Genomic DNA, 22,969 nt, shown 5'->3' on the forward strand with positions numbered 1-22,969 from the left:
GAGATGGGGAGATGGGGAGATGGGGGGATGGGGAGATGGGGGGATGGGGAGATGGGGAGATAGGGAGATGGGGAGATAGGGAGATAGGGAGATGGGGAGATGGGGAGATGGGGAGATGGGGAGATGGGGAGATAGGGAGATGGGGAGACAATTACCAATTACCAATTACCAATGCCCAATGCCCCATTCCCAATGCCCTTTTTACACTTCTTCCGATGCGGGTATGTTGCTCAAACTTGCACTTTTGAGGGAACCTGCTAAGGTGCCGGAGTTATTGTATTGCTGCTTGAGGCTGGGACGCAGTTGACGCATGAGGCTAGCCATTTCTAAGGCGTTCATTGCATAATCCCAGCCGTGATTGCTTTTTATGCCTGCTCTTTCTAAAGCTTGCTGCATAGTGTCGGCTGTTAACACACCGAAAATTACTGGTACACCCGTTTGAAATGCGGCTGCGGAAATGCCTTTAGCTACTTCTGATGATACGTAGTCAAAATGTGGCGTTTGTCCCCGGATAACTGCACCTAAGCAGATGATCGCGTCGTAACTGCCTGACATTGCTAGTTGTCGAGCTACTAATGGAACTTCAAAACTTCCAGGTACCCAAACATAATCTACTTGAGAGCCGTGGGGATTAGTATCAACACCGTGGCGTTTCAAACAATCTTGACACCCTTCTACCAGCTTGGTGGTTACTAAATCGTTAAATCTACCAATTACTAATGCAAAGCGTAAAGGTTCTGATTGAGTAAAACTTCCCTCGAAAACTGCCATAATTGCCTCTTTTTATAAATATGCTTCTTTAACCAGTAACCAGTTTAGTCCCGATCAAAAACAATAGGAGCAGAAGATTACCTGCTGGTGTCAGAAAGACAAAGAAGATAAAAGAGCTAATGAAATATTTGTCAAAATATTATTGCTCTAGATATCCCTTTGTGTGCTTTCCGACCCGTGGGGTATTCCTCTGCTCCTATGCTATTTGTCAACCTATGGTTAAAGCGGTGGCTTAAACTACGAAAAAGTTTAAAGCTCCGACTAATATTACCAAAGCAAACCATGCTCCGGAGCCAATCCACAGAAATTTCTTAGATTCAACCCAGGTTTGAGGAGTCGCATAAGCAACAGGTACGCCAACTACCATGACGAAAGACAAAGCAACTAGAGCGAGTAGAGCTATTTGGAATATGATGGTCATTTTTCTTTTCTCTTAGACGGATAGTTTTTAAAATCAATATTCTCTAAAACCAATGTACCTTATTGATGTTAGATTCCAGACACTCCGCTGGTTTAGATTTTGTACGCTCTTGATTTCCACCGGATATACTGGCTTGAATTTAGAGCGGGGTACTTTAATAATTTATCTCTGAGGTGTAACATTTTGGGATTACTCACACTTGCCGTGTATATGTCAATTATTCTAAGGGAATATAGATTTTTAAGTATGCCTATGTAATTATACTGAAACAATACTAAATAAAAGATAAAAATATCAGGTTTAACTATTGGAGAAGCCTTTGCAATGTTTGAGATTAAGCTGGTTTTAGCAACAATACTTTCGCTCTATGAATTAACACTGGCAGATAGCAAACCAGAATACCTGGCGATTAAAATCACGGCTACACAGGCAAAACCCACCTTCGTGGGTTAACTATAATTGTAGGTTGGATTAGACGCACGAATGATTTATTCTTTACGAAGAAGTTTGATGCGTCGTAACCCAACATTTACTTTGTTATCCTTCTAAGGAAGTCGAATACTCAGCAAAAACTTCCTCACCCGTCATATTTTTAGTTTTATTTGCAAAGCTGTAAAAAGACGGCTTCTCATCAATAAAAATTTGTTGTTCGAGAACAAAAGTTTCCTCATCATCGAGCAAACCAACAGGAAGTGCATAATAATTTCCTTCTTTTAAACGGTAGAAAAGATGGGTTCCACACTTACTACAAAAGCCACGCTCAGCCCATTCGGAAGAATTGAAGACAGATATATTTTCATTACCTTCAAAATTCACATCTTCACCGCATTGAATCGCGAGCAAAGGACCACCCGTCCATTTTCTACACATATTGCAGTGACAAGCGTCTACATTATTGCTTTTCGTTTTGACTGAAACCTTTACCGCACCACATAGACAACTTCCTTGTTTTTGAAGTTCGTTTGTCATGTTTTTCTCCTCAAACTGCATAACTATATTATTATTTAATTGTAGGTTGGGTTAAAGGCGCACTAATAATTTAGATGAATTACGAATAATATAAACGCGCCGTAACCCAACATTTAGATTTTGATTTTGATGAAATCTTAAATAAATTTATAAATGAAGCTTTAGCACCTGGCGATTGAATATGCCTTCGGCACGCTGAGCCGCACTTCGTGAACGCGAACGCGGCTACACAGGCAAAACCCACCTACGTGGGTTAATTGTAGTAACCTAAAATTTACGTTTTGATTTTGATGAAATCTTAAATAAATTTATAAATCAAGTGTAGTATTTGTTTTTGTATTGAATTCTATAATTTACTCTACATCATGATGTTGGGTTGTGCGGTTCAGCGCAACTGCGGCTCAGGTACACCTGACGGTGAACGTTCCTCAACCCAACCTACAAACTTTATTTAACACCATCACAAATTTTCCCCTTCCAATCTAGGGGTAGTATAAATCTCTCCATCAGGTAAGACAACTCTAACAGCCCAATCCGAGATATAAGGAATAATCTTTCTTGCAACTCGTTGCTATCCATAATTCTTTATATTTTGCACCAACAAATAATTTACATATTATCAGCCCACGCAGGTGGGCTTTGTTTCTGTAGCCCCACCCTTCGAGGGTGAGGGCATTAATTAAGCTCTAAAATAAATAAAACCCTTCATTCACCAACATCTGTATGAATTTAATTCTATGCCACACAACAGCAGATTTTGATACGCTGGGGGCTGCGGTGGGGTTGACGCGGTTGCTTGAGGGCAGCAAAATTGTTTTACCTGGCGGTTGTCATCCTACGGTTAAGGATTTTCTAGCGCTTCATCGGGATGAATATCCGCTAATCGAACGACGCTCGGTAATTACTGAAAATATACGCTGTTTGGCTGTGGTTGATACTCAGCAGCGAGAACGTTTGGGAAAAGCTGCTGAATGGTTCGATTTACCGCATTTAGAAAAGGTTATTGTTTACGACCATCATTTAGAGCAAACCCTTGATATTCCGGCTACTGAGTCTCATATTCATGCGGTGGGTGCGGCTACTACTTTGGTGGTGCAGGAGTTGCAACTCAGGGAAGTTTCTCTAACTCCTACGGAAGCTACGGTGATGGCTTTGGGTATCCATGCTGACACTGGTTCTCTAACTTACAGCCACACGACACCGGAAGACGCTTTGGCTTTGGCTTGGTTGATGCAGCAGGGTGCTAGTTTATCCGTGGTGAGTGACTATATTGAACCGGGTTTGTCTCCTCATTTGCAAGAGTTATTGAAAATTGCTTTGGAGAATATTGAAAGTGAGAAAGTACGCGGTTATAAAGTTGCTTGGGTAATTCTCAAAACTGAAGAATTTGTGTCTGGGTTATCAAGTTTAGCGTCTGAGTTGGTTGATTTGATGGAAATTGATACTTTATTCCTGGCTCACGAATACCAGAAAAAAGGTAGTAATGGTTTGTCGGTAATTGGTCGTTCTCAAATTCCCGAAACTAATCTCAGCAAGATTTTTGCACCTTTGGGTGGTGGTGGTCATGCAAAAGCTGCGTCTGTCAGTTTAAAGGATGTAAATTCCCAGGAAATAATCAGCCAAGTTGTTGAGGAGTTAAAACACTCGATTCCTCACCCACCAACTGCACGAGATTTAATGTCTTCTCCGGTACGTACTATCCTACCGGATACCACGATTGAAGAAGCGCATCGGATTTTGTTGCGTTACGGACATTCTGGTTTATCTGTGGTTGATGCTTCGGGGGATTTGGTTGGGATAATTTCGCGGCGCGATTTAGATATTGCTTTGCACCACGGTTTTGCTCATGCGCCGGTGAAAGGCTATATGTCAAAGAATCTCAAGACGATCGCACCAGATACGGAATTACCGGAAATTAAATCGTTGATGGTGACTTATGATATCGGACGTTTACCAGTTTTAGAAAATGGCAAGTTGGTGGGAATTGTCACCCGTACCGATGTTTTACGGGAATTGCATCAACAAACGGAAGATGAAGAAAAACAGGAAGAAAATAATTTAGATCCGACTTTGAATGAATTGCAAAACCGACTTGCACCAGCTTTATGGGAGTTTCTCACGAAAGTATCTTTACAAGCGAAGAAAAGGGGTTGGCATTTATATTTGGTTGGTGGTGCGGTGCGGGATTTACTGCTAGCGAATCCGGATGAACCTTTGCTGATTCCAGATATTGATATGGTGGTTGATGGTTTTCACAATGCTGCGGATGTTGGTGCTGGTGTGGAGTTGGCTTCAGCGATTCTGCAAATTTACCCCGGTGCGCGTTTGGATGTCCACGGTGATTTTCAAACTGCTGCTTTGTTATGGCACAATGATGCAAAGTTAGATTCTTTGTGCGTGGATATTGCTACGGCAAGAACGGAATTTTATCCTTACCCAGCAGCGAATCCAGTGGTTGAAGCAAGTTCGATTCGTCAAGATTTATATCGACGCGATTTTAGTATCAATGCTTTGGCTTTGCGGTTAACTCCTCCTCAACCAGGGAAACTATTAGATTTCTTTGGTGGGTTATTAGATTTACAAGCTAAACAAATTCGAGTTTTACACGCTAACAGCTTTATTGAAGACCCCACAAGGATTTACCGTGCTGTGCGTTTTGCGGTACGCTTGGGTTTTCACTTAGAAAAGCAAACTGAAGAGTATATTCGCTACGCGATAGAAAGCGGTGTTTATGACCGTACAGCAAAAGAAAATTCTAAAACACCGGCTTTACAAACTCGATTAAAATCCGAATTAAAATACATTTTGCAAACTTCTTATTGGAAACCAGCTTTACAAATGTTAGGTGAATTAGATGCTTTGCAGTGCATTCATCCGACTTTGAAATTAGATGATGATTTATTACGACAGTTGCATTTAATGGAACGTTGTTTGCAAAAGTTTGATGCTGAGGAGCAAAGATTTACTCATTGGCAAATACGTTTGGAAGCCATAATTGCTCATCTAGCAGTAGAATATCGGGGAAAAGTAGCGAAAAATCTGCAATTCCCAGATGACAGTATTAAGAGATTAGAGAATTTAGCCGCAGCGAAAAGTAATGTTGTAGAAAATTTAGATAAATGCGAAAAAGCTTCGGAAGTAGTTAAATTATTGCGGAAATACGACTTACCAATGTTGATTTTTATCGCATTGCAAAGTCAACGAGTTATTAGAAAACAAATTTGGCATTATTTGACGGTGTTATCGAATGTGGAAGCACCGTTAAATGGTAATGATTTGAAAAAAATGGGTTATAAACCGGGACCGCAGTATAAGCAAATTTTGGATGATTTATTAGTGGCTATTTTGGATGGAGAGGTTAGGGATAAGAGTAGTGCGGAGGAGTTTTTGAAGAGGAATTATCCCAGGTAGATAATATATTTTAACGCAGAGGAACGCGGAGGTAAGCACAGAGGTACGCGGAGTTTTTAAGGTAATTACAAAATATTGGAAACTCATAATAAGTTAGATAAGTCCTGATAAGCTGATGTGCAGCTAAATTATATAATGCGAAAAAATGAAAGCATTGTAGTGCGGTAGCGCAGCGTGTCCGTAAGGACATGCATCTTGCTCGCTAGTATTATACAAATTAAGTGCGTAACAGCTTATTGAATGAAAAGACTTCAGGATATTTGTATTATGTCTTCAAGATTTCAACGTTATCAATTTATAAGTCTTGGGTTTTCTCTGTTTCTAGTTTTAGCTTGGGTTATTCTTGTATACCAAGTTTCACCACTACGAGATCCAAGTTTTCAGCCCCTTGGCACAAATGCTGGTACATTAGTACCTTGACTTTCTGGGGTGGGTGATAATGTTTGGATATTGTCATCTCGACTTTTGGCTGTTTCACTATCTACTAATATTGCGTTTATATTTGCCCAACAAATACGTTACAGAGGAAGTCATTGGTTAATACGTTTCATCGCTACAACTGGGGTATGGCTAATAACGTTTTTCGCTTCTGACTCTATGTTTTTTGTTTATTTGCTATATCAATGGTTAATTGATAAAAAAAAATTACCTCACTCCTAAGATACATTTACTTGTAAATCTGGTTATATTTCTACTAATTCCCTATCCCCTGGAAGAGGATTTTATATTTCCTAAGATTGCGATAATATCTAAGCGCAAGCAAGTTAAAGTAGTTTTAATTTTGACCAGTTTTGCGGCTTTAAGAAACCTTAACTTCAAAGCGTTCCCAGAGAGATATAAAGAGAGGACAATAAAATGGCATACGAGTTACCGTCTCTTCCCTATGACTACACGGCTTTAGAACCTGCTATTTCTAAAAGTACTTTAGAATTTCATCACGATAAGCATCATGCAGCTTATGTTAGTAAGTACAATGATGCAGTCAAAGGAACAGAATTAGATAAAAAATCAATTGAAGAAGTAATTAAAGATATAGCTGGAAATCCAGATAAACAAGGACTTTTTAACAACGCAGCCCAAGCTTGGAATCATACTTTTTATTGGCAATGTATGAAGCCGAATGGTGGTGGTACTCCAGGGGGAGATTTAGCTAAAAAGATTGATGCTGATTTGGGCGGTTACGATAAGTTTGTGGAAGCTTTCAAGTCTGCTGGAGCAACTCAGTTTGGTAGTGGTTGGGCTTGGTTGGTATTAGATAACGGTACTTTAAAAGTTACAAAAACCCTGAATGCCGATAATCCTTTAACTAGCGGACAAACTCCCTTATTAACAATGGATGTATGGGAACACGCTTATTATTTAGATTATCAAAACAAACGTCCCGCTTACATCGATGATTTTTTGGGTAAGTTAGTTAATTGGGATTTTGTTGCTCAAAATATGGCAGCGGCATAGTTTTTAATTGACTTTGGGTGGGTAGAAACTCACCCAACTTTTAGCTTTTTCATATTGCTAAATGTGGACTAGATAAAGATATAGAGATCAAATCTCTACATAAATATTTCCCCTAATTTATACTTAAACCAGAAGTAATAGCAGCACAAAATTAATGATAGAACCTCATTACCCAAAAATTATCATGTCCTTTACTTATCGCGAATGCAAAATTCAGATTGAACGCGATAAGTTTGACAAGAAAGATATTTATGCTGCTTGGGTAAATTATGATCGAGGTTGTGCGATCGCCGTACCTTATGCTGTAAATCCGACTGAAGCTATCAGAAAATCAAAGCTCTGGATAGATAAAAAATTGATTCAGGATTAATTTAGATTTTGCCGTAAGGAATGCAAATTTAATGACTCTAAAACCTGATATATGAAGAAAATATAATATGGTGAACTGATGGCTCTACTCTATTTACTAAATAAGGATGTAAATATTGTTGTGAGTTTGTATCTGCTTGATATTCCTCTGATTGATAATTTTCTAATTCCGATTCTAGATTAATTTTGGATCGATTACGAATAGATAAGTTTGATAATGCCACAGTCAAAAAATTAGTTCTGATGTTTTTCATCATGGTTTTTACCTACAAAAAACTTTGGTTTAATTGTATATAAATTAATGATTTATCTCGTTATATTTTTGTATCAAAATATAAACATAAGTTAAGCTAGTCTTTGCTTATTTTATAAATTACTTTTAAGAACAGGTAGACAATTATTTAGGGTATTTTGATACATATGTATTGTTTAACTCAATAAAATCAATGTGTTTAATATTTAGAAGTTTTTCCCGAATCCTGGTTTTATCTGGCTATGATGACTGTTCTAAGCTAGAAAACATCAATTGTTAAGTTGCTGAAATTACGTTCAGACTGGCTTTTTGACTATCATCACGATTGCTTATGCTACATATATCGCAAAATGAATTTACAAAAATTTAAATAAAATGGTAGGCTAAATTACAGAAAGGTAAAATAAGTAAAGATGCTTCGTAACTGAATGCAGTTATGTTGTTGAGTCTGAAAGGTTAATTAAAACCTTTGTGATTAAGCCGAAAATGTATTTGCAAGATATACCCGTCTATTGATTTAACTATGCCGATTGTGAATTCAAGCATATTGTTTTAAATGGATTTTATTGGTCAGGGTGTATCTGCTTCAGCAATAAGACGGTAGCCAAATAACAAATAAACTTACTGGAGATTTGAATCATGCCTTTAACTCTCGATTCTGCTCAAAATATTTTCGCTGGAACTCAAGTTCCCAGTCCAATTCCCGCTACCATTGCGCTGTTCGATCAACTTGGGGTAGATGACAAATTAAGTTACTTGTGGTATGCATACACCGAAATGGGTAAGACAATTACCCCCGCAGCCCCTGGAGCAGCAAGATTACAGCTAGCAGAAAGTTTGCTCAGCCAAATTAAGAAAATGACTGCTGAGGAACAAACCAAGGTAATGCGGGATTTGGCTAACCGTGCCGACACACCTATAAGCCGTTCTTATGGTTTCTTTAGCGTCAACACTAAATTAGCTTTTTGGTTTGAGTTAGGAGAGTTGATGAAACAGGGAGTAGTTGCTCCGATTCCAGCTAACTACCAGATGTCTGAAGGTGTGAAAGTAGTACTAGAAGCTACTAAAAAACTCGATGCAGGTCAGCAAATTACGGTGCTGCGTAACACCGTGGTAGATATGGGATTTGACGCTTCCGACATGGCTCCCAGTAGCTCCAAGCCTAAAGCAGAGCCGATGTTCCCCCGCGATGATAATGCTCCTACCACAGAGGTAAGTATTGATGGTATTACTGAGCCAGCGGTAATTAAATATATCGAAGCAATGAACGCGGATAACTTTGATGCAGCTGTCGCATTGTTTGCCGAAGATGGTGCGTTGCAGCCACCATTCCACAAACCAATCGTTGGGAAACAGGCGATCGCCAAGTATATGCGTGAGGAAGCCCAAGGGTTGAATATGATGCCTAAAAAGGGTCTATCTGAAGCTGGTCCTTTTGGTTCCAAACAGTTGAAAATCACTGGTGTAGTAGAAACACCTTGGTTTGGTGCCAATGTAGGAATGAATATTGCATGGCGATTTTTGGTAAATCCCGAAGGCAAAATTTTCTTTGTTGCGATCGATATGCTCGCATCTCCTAAAGAGTTATTAAACTTGGGTCGTAATTAGATCTAGATTTGGAGACATTTTGCTGAGTGCTTGAAAAACCGATATTAAGAATCATTCTACTATGGGATAAAACCTAAGTGTTTGGTTTAAAAAGTCGGTTTTTTTGTCTTGTCGAGAATTGTGCATTCCGGTGAATTCAAAGGACAAGCATTTTGTTTGCTGTAGTATATCTCTAGCGAGCAAGATGCTCGCACTACTTAATCTGAATTAGAGGTGAGTTTGATGGAACGCGCTTCAATAGTCAGAAGTCAGGTTTTTATAAAATTTGCAAGGGTATTACAGATACTCCCATTTAAAAACCCGACTTCTTAATTGGACGAATCCGTCTTGAAAGGTGTTTGAGAAATCGTTTTAATCCGTCGAACTCAGTTTAATTAGGTATTTTTTTTGATTGGAAGTTCCTAAAATAAAATAAGATATTTTTTTACCCTATTCCCTACTCAAGACTTATTATCTAATTTTCTAGCTTGTTCTAAAGCCGACTTCTCTTTGGCTCTACGTGCATATGGTTGTAATTCATGCAAATCAAAACCTGTAATTAAACTCATATCTTCTAAGTTCATTCCTTTGATTAACATTTCTACGCACCAGGTATGTTGAGCTTGTTTGGTTGTCGGTTGTTGTCCTTCTGGTGTTAATAATCCTTGGGTTAATTTTTGCCAATACTCTTGTATTTGTGTTTGTGATATTGGCATTCCATCGTTATTCAGGAATAATGCCGAATGCTCATCTTTACGATTATTCAAATATTTGGTTAATGGATTGTTAGTATAGGAACCATAACGTTTACCCATAATCCATTGATTTACGGGAACTTGGCGAATAGAACCGACTACTATTTGTAATAAGTGTTGGTTTGCATTACATATTTGATGGGTTCTTTGTAAATTAGTAATTTCTGCTGTTGATAAACCGGCTGCAAATAAAATATATATTAAAGCATAATCTCGTAATCCCGATTTTTTAGCGCGTTGTAAAATCAAGTGGACTGTATTGCTCGGTAAATCGATTATTTTTTCTATCTTGACCAACTCCGAACTAACTAAACTTGTAGAATTAGTAGCTCCCATCAAAAATAACGTGACCAAATTCTCTAAAAATTCATCTTTATCATGCCAAAGTTCATGAAATTCACTGGTAAATTCGATTACGGCATACCCTAACAGCATAATGTTAAGTAAACTTGCTAGTTTTTGCGGTGGTAAGTGCGCGTATAGTTGCTCGCGTTCCATCACTGTTGCTAAAAATTCCGCCACATAATGATTTGCTTCTTTCAAACTTCGTCCGAGTGCTTGACGATTTTCTAATGGATAATTACCAGCCTCTCCTACCACGGAACGCACTAAGTTTGGTGCTTGTTCAAATGCTTCTAAACGGTCTTCGCAATAGTTTTTTAGCGCTTGATAGACACTAGTAGTTTGAGTAGCTTGGGTTTTTAAATATTCACCCAATTCTTGAAACACCGGCGATTCGGAAATTACTGCTAAAAGCAATCCATGTTTATTTCCAAAATGCCGAAACAAGGTGACTTCATTAACTTTCGCTAATTGCGCTACTGCTTTGGTTGTAGTTTCTGTTATTCCTTGAGCGGAAAATAATTCTGCTGCTGCATTGATTATTCTTTGTCGAGTTGAAATTATTTGGGAATTGGACATTGTAGGTCAAAGGTTAAAGATTTTTTTAACAGTAAATCTTGTAAAGACGTTGTATTGCAATATATAGCGGTTTTCACTTAGGTGTAATACATCCCGAACCTCACCCCCTTCCCCTCTCCTTAGTAAGGTGAGGTAATATTTTTTACTTCACTCAACCGAAAAGCGCTATATCTAATTGACTGAAATGGTCTAAATCCTCTATCAAGAGAAAAATAATGCAAGTGGCACTTGCATTATTATTTTATTTTTGTTAGACTATGAATGTAAGCAGCACTTGCATATTCTATTTTAATTCTAGCTGTATTTCTTGCCTGCTGCCTTATCTCAATCTGGGTGTCACGGGCAAGAGAATTCCGGCTCGCTCTTATATATAGAGCGGTTTTATTGACATTACTAACATCAAAGGAAATAATTATGACTACAGGCTCATCTGTAACTGAGGGTAAGCAACCGCTTGCTCTGAGTTGGACTAACGTGGCATTTTTCGGTGCGTTTCATGTTTTAGCTTTATCGGCTCCCTGGTTTTTCTCTTGGTCTGCTTTGGGAGTAATGATATTTTTGCACTGGTTATTCGGCAGCATCGGTATTTGTTTGGGTTATCACCGAATTTTGAGCCATCGTAGTTTAGTAGTTCCTAAGTGGTTGGAATATATCATTGCCATTATCGGAGCGCTTGCTATGCAGGGGGGTCCAATTTTTTGGGTAGCCGGACATCGATTGCATCATGCTCATACTGAGGATGAAGAGAAAGACCCATATTCTGCCAAGCGTGGTTTTTGGTGGAGTCATATGCTGTGGATTTTTTACCCACGTCCCGAGTTTTTTGAATATGAAAAGTTCAAGAAATTTGCTCCCGATTTGGTACGCGACCCATTTTACCGTTGGCTAAATCGCTACTTCTTATTACTGCAAATTCCCGTAGGTATTTTGCTATATGTTTTGGGTGGATGGTCTTTTGTAATCTACGGTCTATTTCTCAGAGCAGTATTATTATGGCATTCAACTTGGTTGATTAATTCTGCCAGTCATATTAGAGGATACCGCACTTTTGACTCTGATGATAATTCCCGTAACCTTTGGTGGGCAGCTATTTTAACTTATGGCGAAGGTTGGCACAATAATCATCACGCTCATCCAAATGTCGCGAAAGCTGGATTGCGTTGGTGGGAAATAGATATGACTTGGTGGGCAATTAAAGTGTTGCAAACTTTGGGATTGGCTAAAAAGGTTGTAATGCCAGTTGGTGATTAAATAGACCTAGTTTTCTAATCAACACCAATCAATTATGTAGAGACGTTGCACTGCAACGTCTTTGTTTATTTGGATTAGTATCGAGCGATTTATATAGATCAATACGGTTAAATGCTATCGGTACCAACCTAATCTTTGAGAAGTAGCAGTGCGGAGATCTCTACATTTTTTTTGGAAAACAACGAAAATTATGTGCTTGGAGGATTATCTATTTCCCCAACCATGATGCCACGACCCCATAAAGCTGCATAAACTAAATTTGGCGATCGCATATCTCCTTCCAACCAGGTAATTCCGGGAAACTGCTGTACTTCGGGGTTGCTAATTTGTTTCCAGGTATTCCCCATGTTTTGTGAAACATACATAGTATCTTTTTTTGCACCGCCTACACGCCCAAATATATAGACATTGGGGTTTTTATCTGAAGCACCTTTACCAAAGGTAACGAATTCGCACGTATCTACCGATGCAATTGTATTGAAGGTTTTACCCCCGTCAGTAGAACGATATAGTTTGTTTCCTTCTAATTCTTCCGGGTTGCGAGCAAAACTCATCCACACGTCACCCTGCTTTGTAGGATTGGAAACTATTGCTGGACGCACCATCCACGTAGGTAATTTGTTGGATGCTCCTTTTTTCCAGTTTGCTCCACCATCTTGACTGTAATAAAACGTCCAACCGTTGTAATAGTAAAAAGTTTTACCCGTAGGGTCTTGACGGTCGGCTGCCAAAATATACGAACTCAACCAGGGATTAATGCTGTTTGCCCAGGATTTTGGTAACGCATCGTAGTGCGTATGTTTATCGTTGTTGGGGTCGAAGGGTTTGGGTTTGGGGTCGTGGTCTAAGTTACGTGCTAGCTGCCAGGTTTTCCCAGCGTCCATAGTATAGTGAGTATAAGGGCCCCAAGTCGGCGACCAAACCATGTTATTTGGGTTCGTCGGTGACATAGCAATTTGACCACCCATTGCGATCATTTTCTCCCGCTTGGATTTCTCTGCTTTCCACATATTCTCTGCGGGTATGGACTCGAAAGCCTGCCAAGTTTTACCGTTATCTTTTGTCAGTCCATGTATCGGATAAAACCCTTGCCACTGGTGAAAACCCACAAAGGCAGCATAGTTGGGTTTTTTATAGGCATAATCCATACCTGTTGCTCCTGCTACATGAGGAAAGGGTACGGGATATTTTTTCCAGTCAGGATTAGCCCATTTAAAAGCAGGATTGATATCAATATTTGCTGGGTTGATTTTTTCTAACGGTACTTGGTAACGGTTGAGGTGACGAAAACCAATCATGTCCTGTACCGCACTAATTAAATCTGCTCCTCCCTGGGATTTGGGAACGGGTGGAACTCGCACAATATTGGGGTCAAGTTCTTCGAGGTTGTTCATCAACCATCTAAAGTTGGGGTTTTCAGCATTTATATTATCGGTACAAGCAACACCAAAACCGTTTGTCCACCATACTCGTTGAGGATTTGCCGGATCGATCACAACTACTGATGCACCAGTCCCTGAATAAGATTGATAGTATTTAGGGGCAGATGGATTTACCTTGTCTTTGGGATAATTTGCATCATAAGCACCCATGTACATCGTTTGCTTTTTCCAAGTGTTACCACCGTTATCGGAACGGTAAAGATACTTATCAGAAATTGCTAATACCATATTAGGATTATCTGGTTGTACGGCTACGGCTGAATAAACTTTTTCTATGCCATCTGGTGTAATATCAGTCCATTTATTATTCTTATATTTACGAACCCCACCAGATTTTTTTCCCCCGCTTTCCGGTTTGGTTCCGAAACTTACGTAAAGCGTACCGTCCTTAGCAACTGTTCCGCGTAAGGGATCTTTTTCTCCGGCAATATTACGCCACGATTCACCAGTATCGCTGCTACTCCACACCCCTTTTCCGTGAATTCCCACATATATTGTTTTAGTTGCTTGATTGGCTTTACCGGAATTGCGATCGAAAGCGACAAAGGTAAAACCGGGTATATCTTTATTCTCTTTTCCGTTAGATTTTTTATATTCGGGTAAGCTGTTAGCAGATGGTAATCCACCGTTAACTTGCGTCCATTCTTGCTTAGCGTCACTTCTCCACAATCCATCGCGACGAGAAGCGAAGTAAACGATATTACTGTTGTTGGGGTCTACCGCTAAACGTTCCCCTGTATCGGAACGGTATTGTTTATCTGCTCCTACAAAGACATCTTTTTTACCCAATCCTGTTGGTTTCCACGTATTTCCTCTATCTTGGGAAACCATTATTTCACCAGAATATTTATACTTCTTTCTCCCACCTTCTGTAATAATTGAGCTTCCATGATTTACCGCAGCATATACATGACTGGGCTTTTGCGGGTCGATCGCAATACTTTCAAGTCCTATACCACCCTTAGAAAAGTTTGTATTAAACATATCCATCAAAGGGAGCCATTTATTATTTCGACGGTCGAAGCGATAAGCACCACCCACATCGGTACGGATGTAAACATCGTAAGGTTCTACGGGTGCGATCGCCATTCCTGTAACGTAACCCATACCCTGAATATTTACGTTACTCCATTTAAAGGATTGCTCAGTTTTAGCTTGAGTAGATATCATGCTAAAGTTGCTCCCAACTAAAATTATTGCTGCTGTAAATACCAGCAGTACAAAGAAACTTGATTTACGTAGTAGAGGCGTGAAATGTAGTTGCTTGCTGAGGATATTCATTATTTTGAAACTGCATATAAACAGCAAAGTTTGTTTCTACGTCTTCCCTCTCCTTCCTGATGTTCCTTTTTAGGAAAAAAAATAAAAAGTAAATTGCAAAAGGAAGTATACAGAAACTAATTGTCTTTGTTTATCTAACTACATACACGCCCAAATATTCATTTGATTGATTTATATAACTATAATTAATACTGATTCTTCATCAAAGCTTTATGATTTAGGGTTTGAGAAAAGGGTTGTGGGGGAGGGGCAGAATATCTAGGATTTTCTTAACCATCAGATGCCTTACAAGACACGGCGTAGTTAGGGAATGTATCAGTGGGAACACAGTTGTCAAATGATTAATGGGGTAATTAAGATGAAAAATATAACAAAAAAACAGATAAAAGATACGTTTATCATATGTCAATAGAATACGAGATGCCGTGGGAAGCAGAGGCAGACTATTTCGGTAAGTTAGATTTGCAGGATAGTGAATGGGATTTTTATCGAAATGATGAAAGTAATGAAGGATACGTCTATTTGGGAAGCAGATTAACTCAGGTGCATAGCTCAAAACCTACTCCGAAACAAGGCCGGAATCTTGAGCAGCAAAGGCAACAACAGCAAGCAGGAGAAAGGAAAAGCGTGTTTCAAGTTGATACTGGCAGGCTTATTAAAGCTCTAAACGTAGAAGCGAAGAAAGGCTTTATCAACTTAATAGGTAAGCAATATCAATTTAGTGATTTTTTGAGTATCGAACTTAATAATGTTCCAGATGATATGAAGCTATCTTTTCGCGTGGAGTGGAAAAGATTAGCACTTCAATTCACTACCTATTCTGATTTTACTTTATCCGAGCGTCAAAATTTAATAGAAGAAGCAAAAAGATTTTTGTGTAAAATACACTTTAAAAAACAAATCAAGTTGAGGCAAAGAGGAAAAAAATACGACCTAGACTTTAGGGAGACAAATTTTGACGGCTTTGACTTCGGAGAAATAGTTCTCATTGGATGTAATTTTAGTAAAGCTAGCTTGCAATACTGTAAATTCATTTTTGCAGATATTAAGGGTGCTGACTTTAGTGACGCTGATCTGACTGAAGCTAATCTCTGTGCAGCTAATTTGAGTGGAGCTAATTTTAGTCGTGTCAATCTTAGTGAAGCTAAGTTGGTCGATGCTAATCTCAGCAAAGCTATTTTAAGAGAAGCAAACCTCAGCGGTGCTAACCTTAGAAATGCTATTTTAACAAATGCCGACTTTACTGATGTTATAGGTAAATACTTGAGTTTAGATTCTCCTCAATCTAATATTTCCGATTATTGGGAACACCCTAGATCATTCAGTAGGACTGGATATTACTCAGGCTACGACGTGAGAATATGTGATTATTAGCCCATTGTGCTACTTCTATAGGAATTGAGCGGAAACTGGCGATATAGCGTTGTTTTTACGTTTGTGTGGGGCTGTAATTTAAAATAGATTTTCAACGAAATCATCAAGGTTGCTACGCTTCACGCGCCAACTCTTACCTGCTTTACATAAATATCCTTTAGAAAGCCCTAAATTAATTCGGCTGCGGAATTCAGGCGATCTTGAGCAGGAACAGATCTACGCATCAGTACCAGAAACGACGCGGAAGTAACCATTCACCCGTTAAAAAATGTAAGAAAACTTATTCTTACCTTGAAAACTAACGGAACAACCTCGCAACAGCACAGGTAAAATTTGGAAGCAATGGTGAAGTTAGCTCGTCAGAACTGAATAAAGTTTCAGCCAGTTTGAGTTGAGCTTTGTCACGTCTATAAACTTCAACTTGCTGCGATCGCCAATCTAAAATCCAATATTCTTTTACTCCTCTAGAAGCGTATAATTTTAATTTCGCTTCTCGATCGCGGCGTTGGTTTATAACTCCCTCAGAAAGTACTTCAACAGCTAAATCTGGCGCTCCGGTTAGGTGTCCAGCGTCATCAATCAAAGCAGAAAGACGTTCTTTACTTACCCAAACCACATCGGGAATTACGTTATCCGCATCAGTAAAAATAACTCCGGGAGTGGGAATCGCTTGTCCCGACTGCTTCTGCTCCGACCAGTCGTCAAGAACAGTGAAAACAGATCCAATAACTTTTTGGTGTCTCCAGTGTGGTGCCTTAGTCACGAACAATTCCCCATCAATAATTTCGTAGCGATTGCCGTTATCAGGCAGCAATTCAATATCCGCCGTTGTCCAACGTACTCGGTCTTCAATGCTTTGGCTCATGGGTTTTCACCTCCCGCAATATCAGTATTTTAACAAAACTGTTATTCATTCTTCACTTACCACCTGCGGAAGTGAGGGATGAATAACGTTCATCTTCCCCTCTCAAATAACGGCGTTGCACAATTGAAATATGAATTTATTTTTTTATATGTACAAGCCCCCTAAATCTAGGCTGTTGACTCTGTAGTTTTTTTGGGCTAAAAGTTCATGCAGTTTTTGTGTTGGCTTTTGAAGGTCGGCGGAGCCGACTTTCATGGGTTCCCAGGCTCAGCCTGGGAACCAGTTAAAACCAGTTAAATGCATGAGCCAAAAACGAGTAAATTCTATCAAAGTCAACAGCCTAGGCTGGGGGCAAATCAAAATCTAACTAAAATCTAAAATCCAAAATCCAAAATAAAAAAGAGGTCTTCTCTGACCTCTTCGCAACTTCCTAAAATGATATATGGTTTATTTTTGATTTATTTTAATTTAATATCTACTTTAAACCAGTGTTCATACCTTGCTTTCCGGTAGCTAATTCTACTTTCATAATTGTGCCACCCATTTTTTGAATGCGTTGCTGTTCGCGAAACCAATTTTCGTAAGGAACTAGTTTGGTAAAGTAGGTATTTTGTAGTTCGCGTTGAGTGCGAATTCTACTTTGGCTGGGAACGCAAGCAGTAACTTTAAACATCCGCATGGGATTAAATCTCCTAATAGTAGCGATTAAAAATCTGTTAACAAGGATAATTTCATAAATTTACGATTGTGGAGTTAATTTCGGACTAAATTCCTTAATATTAAAACTCCTACACCTAAATTCTGAATTCCTTTTTATTTATTTCAAAAAGAGCAAATCTTTAGATCGTTATTGCAAGGCTGGAAATCAATCATCAATACTAGACAGCCAACACATATCAGTTCAAATTCTCAAAAGATAAGCGATCGGACTTTCTAGCACTCATAAGTGATTCCCAGACCTCAATCATAAAAATGCTACTAGCTTAAGCCAGAGCAAATGTAGTCGAAGTATACGCCCATTTCCTTACCAGCATCGGGACCAACCAAGCTAGCGGTAACTTCTTTCATCGACTGAATAGCTTGTACGGTAGCTCCAACGGGTACACCCAAGGAGTTGTAGGTTTCTTTCAAACCATTTAGTACGCGCTCATCCAAGATGGAAGGGTCGCCAGCTAACATAGCGTAGGTGGAATAACGTAAATAGTAGTCCAAGTCGCGGATACAAGCAGCGTAACGGCGAGTGGTGTACATATTACCACCGGGACGGGTGATATCAGAGTACAACAAGGATTTAGCTACAGCTTCTTTAACGATAGCAGCAGCATTAGCCGCGATCGCAGTAGCAGCACGTACTCTCAATTCGCCGGTCTGGAAGTAGCCCTTAAGCTTTTCCATTGCGCCGGTATCGAGGTACTTACCTTGAACGTCCGAAGAATTGATAACAGAAGTGATTGCGTCTTGCATGATTGTTATTTCCTAATTTCCAACTGTTTTACAACACCTGGGGGATGTGAAGCGGGGAGAATAGATTCACCCTACTGCATCGCACCTACCAAGTAGTCGAAGTAAGCACCAGCTTCACCAGAGTCTTCAGCAGACATCATGCCAGTAGCAACGTTCTTCATGGCACGAACGCCTTCAGCAACTGCGTCAATAGGAGTTCCCAAAGACTTGTACATTTCACGAACGCCTACAATCCCAATTTCTTCGATGGGTGTAACGTCACCAGCAACGATTCCATAAGTAACCAAGCGTAGATAATAATCCATATCACGCAGGCAGGTAGCGGTCATTTCTTGACCGTAAGCGTTACCACCAGGAGATACAACATCGGGACGCTTTTGGAAAAGCTGGTCGCCAGCTTGCTTAACGATACGCTCGCGGTTTTCGGTCAGCATTTGAGCAACACGCAAACGGCGTTCGCCACCTGTAGCAAAGCTTTTAATTCTGTCTAATTCGCCGGGGCTGAGGTAGCGAGCCTCTGCGTCAGCATTCACGATGGACTTCGTGACGATACTCATTATAAGGATTCCTCCAATGCGAATGAAGCCTGAGTTGATTTAGTGGTGTTATGGAAAAACGGTTAGCTGAGCTTCGTTACTGCGGAACTTATAAATAAATTCCGAGCCTGCTTGAGTAAACACCAATACGCAAGAAGAAAACTCAATTACCTTCAAAAATTATTCTCCGGCATTTTGTTGAGTATTTATGACTCTTTTTAACACTTTGTAACATTAATTTTCATGTTCGCCGGTTTTTGGGAGTAGGGAGTAGGGAGTAGGGAGGGGTAGAAATAACTCCTAACTCCTAACTCCTAACTTCTTTTACCGTTCGTTATAACGTCCGGTAAGTACGGAAGGAGATAAGCTAGACCATGACTGCTTAACTAAGTCCGCAGCAGCTTTAACGCTACCGATGTAGTTACCCGCAGGTAAGGATGGGAAGCGTGGATAAGGTACTACGTCTTCACCGAAGAATCTAGAATACTCTTCGCTACCTACCATTGTTTCTACAGCAGCTTTTAAACCATCGTCGGCTAACAGTTTGTTGTACTGACGAATTTCGGCTTGTGTCGCTGGTGCGCGTCCCAATATGTGACGGAATAAGAATTCAATCACTTTGGTGTTGGGATAAGGCGTATAGAAGCGCTTAAGGTAGATATCCGAACCTGCGAGAGTGCGAACAAATTCGCGCACGGAGATTTCACCGTTTCGCAATTTACTATCTAAGTCGGAACGGCGGAAGTATGAAGGAACTTGACCGCTAAATACATCCATTACCTGGATGTAAATTGCATCAATTACCTGTTGCTTCTCAGCTTGATTGTCCATAGAAGTCATGCGGAATATCCGTGCTGGCTTGCGACGGCTTGTTCCAACTCCTACTTCTACCGATTGTCCTCTACCATCGTTGTAAGAACGTCCCAACTGGATAAACAGCGGCTTGCTCTTATCTATTTGACGGGCTTGGGCTGCCATATCTGCGATCGCTTTACCCATCATCGGCATTTGAGCAGCTTGCATCTTAGATTTAACCGGCTCAAAGCTGGGAACAACAATGTCCTTGCTTTGCTTGGTCAGTCGGTTGTACAGCGTTTGGCTGTTGGGGAAGTTAGCCGCCGGTAAGGTTTGATAGAGGTTGTAAGGTACTGTATCTTCACCAAATGCTTCTGTATAATCGTTGCTGTTTACCATCGCATTGATGAAAGCACGGATACCTTGAGTTGCCAGTATTTGGTTATACTTCCGTATTTCTTGCTGGTCTAAAGGTGCGCGTCCCAAGAAATGCTTGGTTCCTAGCTCGATTACTTTGGTATTTGGATAAGGAGTATAGAATTCTTTCAGGTATAGATTTGAACAGCCTAAACCTTCAATGAACTCTTTTACATTGATTTCATTATTGCCCAATCTGCTTTCTAGGTTCTTAAATTCGCTAGCATTGGCAATGTAAGGCTCAATATCGCGCTCGAAAATCTGGCGGTAAGCTGCTCTGATAACGGTTTGTACGGCAACTTTATTATTGGTATTTGCTACCAACTTAAAGATTTTCCGCTGTTCGCGCTGTTTGCTAACACCTTGGTTAATCCGATACTGGATATCTGGTTCGGTACGGTTTTGGGCAACATTACCAAGTTCGACAAACATTGGTGTTTCTTGTTTTTCAACTTGAGTGCCAACATCTTCGCGGATGCTACCTGTACGCAATTGTCGTAATGCCACACCTTGAGGAGTCAAATAACGCTCGTAAGGAACGGTATCTTCACCGAAGGCTTCAACGTATTCTTGGCTATCAATAAAAGCGTCTACTAAGGCGTAAAAGCCTTTCTTAGCACAGATGTCGAAGTACTTATTATTTTCCTGACGACCGTAGGTAGGACGACCCAGCAAACGACGGTGGATGTATTCTACAGCTTTACAAACATAGAGCGATGTCCAATACATTTTGCGGAATAAATCCGATTTCGCCAGCATTCGGATAAAGTCGCGAATGGTAATTTCGCCGTTTTCGAGCTTAATTTCCGCAACTTTCAGCCGCTGACCTTCGTAAACATCCCGACCAAATACCTGTAGATAAGCAGCTTTAATTACCGCTTGAGTAGAGCTTTCGGAATATTTAACACTTGCGCCTCTACCTGTTCCTTTACTTAAAGTACTGGGAACTTGGTCTAAGCGGAAGATTTTTGGACCTAAAGAACCGGGGAAAGCACCACGAGCTTTGGGATTGCTGTTTTGGTTGTTAATTCCAGGTCCTTGGTGAATCAGGATGCGCTTGGTATCCTTATTGAAAGGTGCCGGACGGCTGCTAGGACTCTTGGTTTCTTTGGCGAAGATTGCGCCGAATTGAATTTCCAAGGGGTCGTTACCGGAACCATAAGGATGCTGGTCTGGTAAAGGTTGGGTATAGGCGGCGAAAGTTGTGATAAACTGCGGAACCTTACGGAAAGGCGCACTGTATTTCAACAAATCTTGCTGCGGTCCCCAGTTGCGACATTCTTGAGCTTCTTGACCCAAACCTCTAAGGTAAGGAACCGTTTCTTCTCCAAAGTAGTCGGCGTATTCGTTGGAATCTACCAGAGCATCAATTAAAGCAGGTAGACCACCTCTGGAGATAATATCAAAGTATCTTTGTACTTCTTCCCGGCTGCTCGGTCCTCGTCCTAAAAAGTGACGGAAAGCCAGTTCTAGAGCGCGGCTATTAATAAATGGTTCATAAAATTGTTTCCGATAAAGGGGAGATTTACCCAAACGACGGGTAAATTCTTTCATCGAGATATCGCCATTTTTGACCTGAGATTCTAGGTAAGATATCGACTGAGAATAAGCACGGGTAATATCGCGCTCGAAGATTTGTCGATAAGCCGCTTTCACGACCATATCTTTTTCCATTCCCGATAACCCAGTTTTCATGACAAACTTGGGTCGTCTTTCCGCCGCATTAAAGTAAATTTGCGGTAATTGTAAACCTTGCTGGTCGCCGGAAGGACGCTGACGCTTTTTAGTAGAAGGAGTGGCTGCTTTGAATTCGTTAATCAAAACATCCATGTACTGAGACACAATATCTGTGGCTTCCGGATTTTTGCGGAAATAGGAAAGCGAAGCAGTTTTGATTTCTTGCAAAGCGACAATTGTTGCTTCACCAGAACAAGCTCTTTCAATAATTTCTCGCAGTCCCCGCACGTTTACGGAAATAATATTCGGGTCTCCAGCTACGATCGCGTAAGTGGCATAACGTAAAAACCACGACAAATCCCGCAAACTTTTAGACATATTGCTCGGACCATAGCGAGCAACGTTAATTGGTCTAAAACCTGGAGGTATCGGACCGCTAGGAGAAGAATTAAAAATGGAACGTAAATTTTCCAGGAATCCGCCTTTCGATTCTACGTAAGTGACGGTTCCTAATTCCATCGATCTTCTTACATCCATAGCGCCTTCACTTGCGCCAACAGAAGCCATTTGTAGTTCTTCTTTTCTGGGCTTTTCCAAGAAAGACATCGGCGAACCACCAACGAAAATCCGGTTCGCAGCGCGACTCACAATAATTTCGGCATTGTCAGTTAAAGTTTGAGCGATATCCAAACGCTTCTGACCAGAAGCAAAATAGCTTTCTAATTCATTTAATTCACCATTTCCCAAAAAGCGGTCTTGCTGTTCCGCTTGGGTAATAGTCGATAAAGCTAGAGTTTGATATAGTTGCGGACGTGCAACCGAGCTTCCACCACTTGCCTTAACACTCATTTTATTTTTAAAACTCCCATCTAATATCTCGCGTGTGCGTATATTGGGTTGTCTTTAGGCTTCAAGGAGCGGTGTGTTTTTACTTGAACCGTGTTGCCTTCAAGAC

The 22,969-nt window shown here is 40.2% G+C and carries 17 protein-coding genes; 7 read left to right on the forward strand and 10 right to left on the reverse strand.

Annotated features, from left to right (window positions below; translation table 11 throughout):
- On the forward strand, positions 1-248 hold a 248-nt coding region (locus VB797_RS00925; RefSeq protein ID WP_323235731.1), incomplete at its 5' end, for a hypothetical protein.
- Here the strand turns inward: VB797_RS00925 and ribH are convergent.
- The 3 genes from ribH to VB797_RS00940 form a co-directional block, all read right to left on the reverse strand.
- Positions 202-771, reverse strand: coding sequence for a 6,7-dimethyl-8-ribityllumazine synthase (gene ribH, locus VB797_RS00930; protein ID WP_323235732.1), 570 nt, complete (start codon positions 769-771; stop codon positions 202-204). The two genes, VB797_RS00925 and ribH, sit on opposite strands and share 47 nt — an antisense overlap.
- Positions 772-1,003: 232 nt before the next feature.
- On the reverse strand, positions 1,004-1,192 hold the full coding sequence (gene psbZ, locus VB797_RS00935) for a photosystem II reaction center protein PsbZ (protein WP_323235734.1): 189 nt from the start codon (positions 1,190-1,192) through the stop codon (positions 1,004-1,006).
- A gap of 537 nt (positions 1,193-1,729) precedes the next feature.
- Positions 1,730-2,161, reverse strand: coding sequence for a GFA family protein (locus VB797_RS00940; RefSeq protein ID WP_323235735.1), 432 nt, complete (start codon positions 2,159-2,161; stop codon positions 1,730-1,732).
- 723 nt (positions 2,162-2,884) lie between these two features.
- Between VB797_RS00940 and VB797_RS00945 the strand changes: the two genes are divergently transcribed.
- The 4 genes from VB797_RS00945 to VB797_RS00960 all read left to right on the forward strand — a co-directional run bounded on the left by VB797_RS00945 (position 2,885) and on the right by VB797_RS00960 (position 9,257).
- Entirely contained in the window at positions 2,885-5,572 is a 2,688-nt protein-coding gene (locus VB797_RS00945) for a CBS domain-containing protein (RefSeq protein ID WP_323235736.1), read from the forward strand.
- 855 nt (positions 5,573-6,427) lie between these two features.
- A complete protein-coding gene (locus VB797_RS00950) occupies positions 6,428-7,027 on the forward strand; it encodes a superoxide dismutase (RefSeq protein ID WP_323235737.1) in 600 nt (199 codons plus the stop codon).
- 184 nt (positions 7,028-7,211) lie between these two features.
- Positions 7,212-7,397, forward strand: a complete 186-nt coding sequence (locus tag VB797_RS00955; protein WP_323235739.1) for a hypothetical protein — start codon at positions 7,212-7,214, stop codon at positions 7,395-7,397.
- An 891-nt stretch (positions 7,398-8,288) separates the two neighbouring features.
- A complete protein-coding gene (locus VB797_RS00960) occupies positions 8,289-9,257 on the forward strand; it encodes an orange carotenoid protein N-terminal domain-containing protein (protein ID WP_323235741.1) in 969 nt (322 codons plus the stop codon).
- Between the two features lie 440 nt (positions 9,258-9,697).
- On the opposite strand, the gene VB797_RS00965 is transcribed toward VB797_RS00960, so the two are convergent.
- On the reverse strand, positions 9,698-10,912 hold the full coding sequence (locus VB797_RS00965; RefSeq protein WP_323235742.1) for a TetR family transcriptional regulator: 1,215 nt from the start codon (positions 10,910-10,912) through the stop codon (positions 9,698-9,700).
- 414 nt (positions 10,913-11,326) lie between these two features.
- Here VB797_RS00965 and VB797_RS00970 point away from each other — a divergent pair, with 414 nt between their 5' ends.
- Positions 11,327-12,163: an acyl-CoA desaturase gene (locus VB797_RS00970; RefSeq protein ID WP_323235743.1), complete on the forward strand. Its 837-nt coding sequence runs from the start codon at positions 11,327-11,329 to the stop codon at positions 12,161-12,163.
- 188 nt (positions 12,164-12,351) lie between these two features.
- Here the strand turns inward: VB797_RS00970 and VB797_RS00975 are convergent, their stop codons facing one another.
- Complete coding sequence (locus tag VB797_RS00975; protein ID WP_323235744.1) at positions 12,352-14,886, reverse strand: sialidase family protein; 2,535 nt, start codon at positions 14,884-14,886, stop codon at positions 12,352-12,354.
- Between the two features lie 420 nt (positions 14,887-15,306).
- Here VB797_RS00975 and VB797_RS00980 point away from each other — a divergent pair, with 420 nt between their 5' ends.
- The gene (locus VB797_RS00980; RefSeq protein ID WP_323235745.1) at positions 15,307-16,260 is read left to right on the forward strand and encodes a pentapeptide repeat-containing protein; all 954 of its coding nucleotides are present in this window, start codon (positions 15,307-15,309) and stop codon (positions 16,258-16,260) included.
- A gap of 298 nt (positions 16,261-16,558) precedes the next feature.
- Here VB797_RS00980 and VB797_RS00985 read toward each other — a convergent pair whose 3' ends face one another.
- The 5 genes from VB797_RS00985 to VB797_RS01005 all read right to left on the reverse strand — a co-directional run bounded on the left by VB797_RS00985 (position 16,559) and on the right by VB797_RS01005 (position 22,863).
- Positions 16,559-17,125, reverse strand: a complete 567-nt coding sequence (locus VB797_RS00985; RefSeq protein ID WP_323235746.1) for a Uma2 family endonuclease — start codon at positions 17,123-17,125, stop codon at positions 16,559-16,561.
- A gap of 475 nt (positions 17,126-17,600) precedes the next feature.
- Positions 17,601-17,804, reverse strand: a complete 204-nt coding sequence (locus VB797_RS00990) for a phycobilisome linker polypeptide (RefSeq protein ID WP_323235747.1) — start codon at positions 17,802-17,804, stop codon at positions 17,601-17,603.
- A gap of 299 nt (positions 17,805-18,103) precedes the next feature.
- Positions 18,104-18,589 carry an allophycocyanin subunit beta gene (gene apcB / locus VB797_RS00995; RefSeq protein WP_323235749.1) on the reverse strand — a complete coding sequence of 162 codons (486 nt, stop codon included), beginning with the start codon at positions 18,587-18,589 and terminating at the stop codon, positions 18,104-18,106.
- Positions 18,590-18,660: 71 nt separating this feature from the next.
- Entirely contained in the window at positions 18,661-19,146 is a 486-nt protein-coding gene (gene apcA / locus VB797_RS01000; RefSeq protein ID WP_193916312.1) for an allophycocyanin subunit alpha, read from the reverse strand.
- 303 nt (positions 19,147-19,449) lie between these two features.
- Positions 19,450-22,863, reverse strand: a complete 3,414-nt coding sequence (locus VB797_RS01005) for a phycobilisome rod-core linker polypeptide (protein ID WP_323235750.1) — start codon at positions 22,861-22,863, stop codon at positions 19,450-19,452.
- Positions 22,864-22,969: the final 106 nt, after the last annotated feature.

Origin of the sequence: Rivularia sp. UHCC 0363 (genome assembly GCF_034931125.1) — a bacterium.
Classification (GTDB): Bacteria; Cyanobacteriota; Cyanobacteriia; order Cyanobacteriales; family Nostocaceae; genus Rivularia.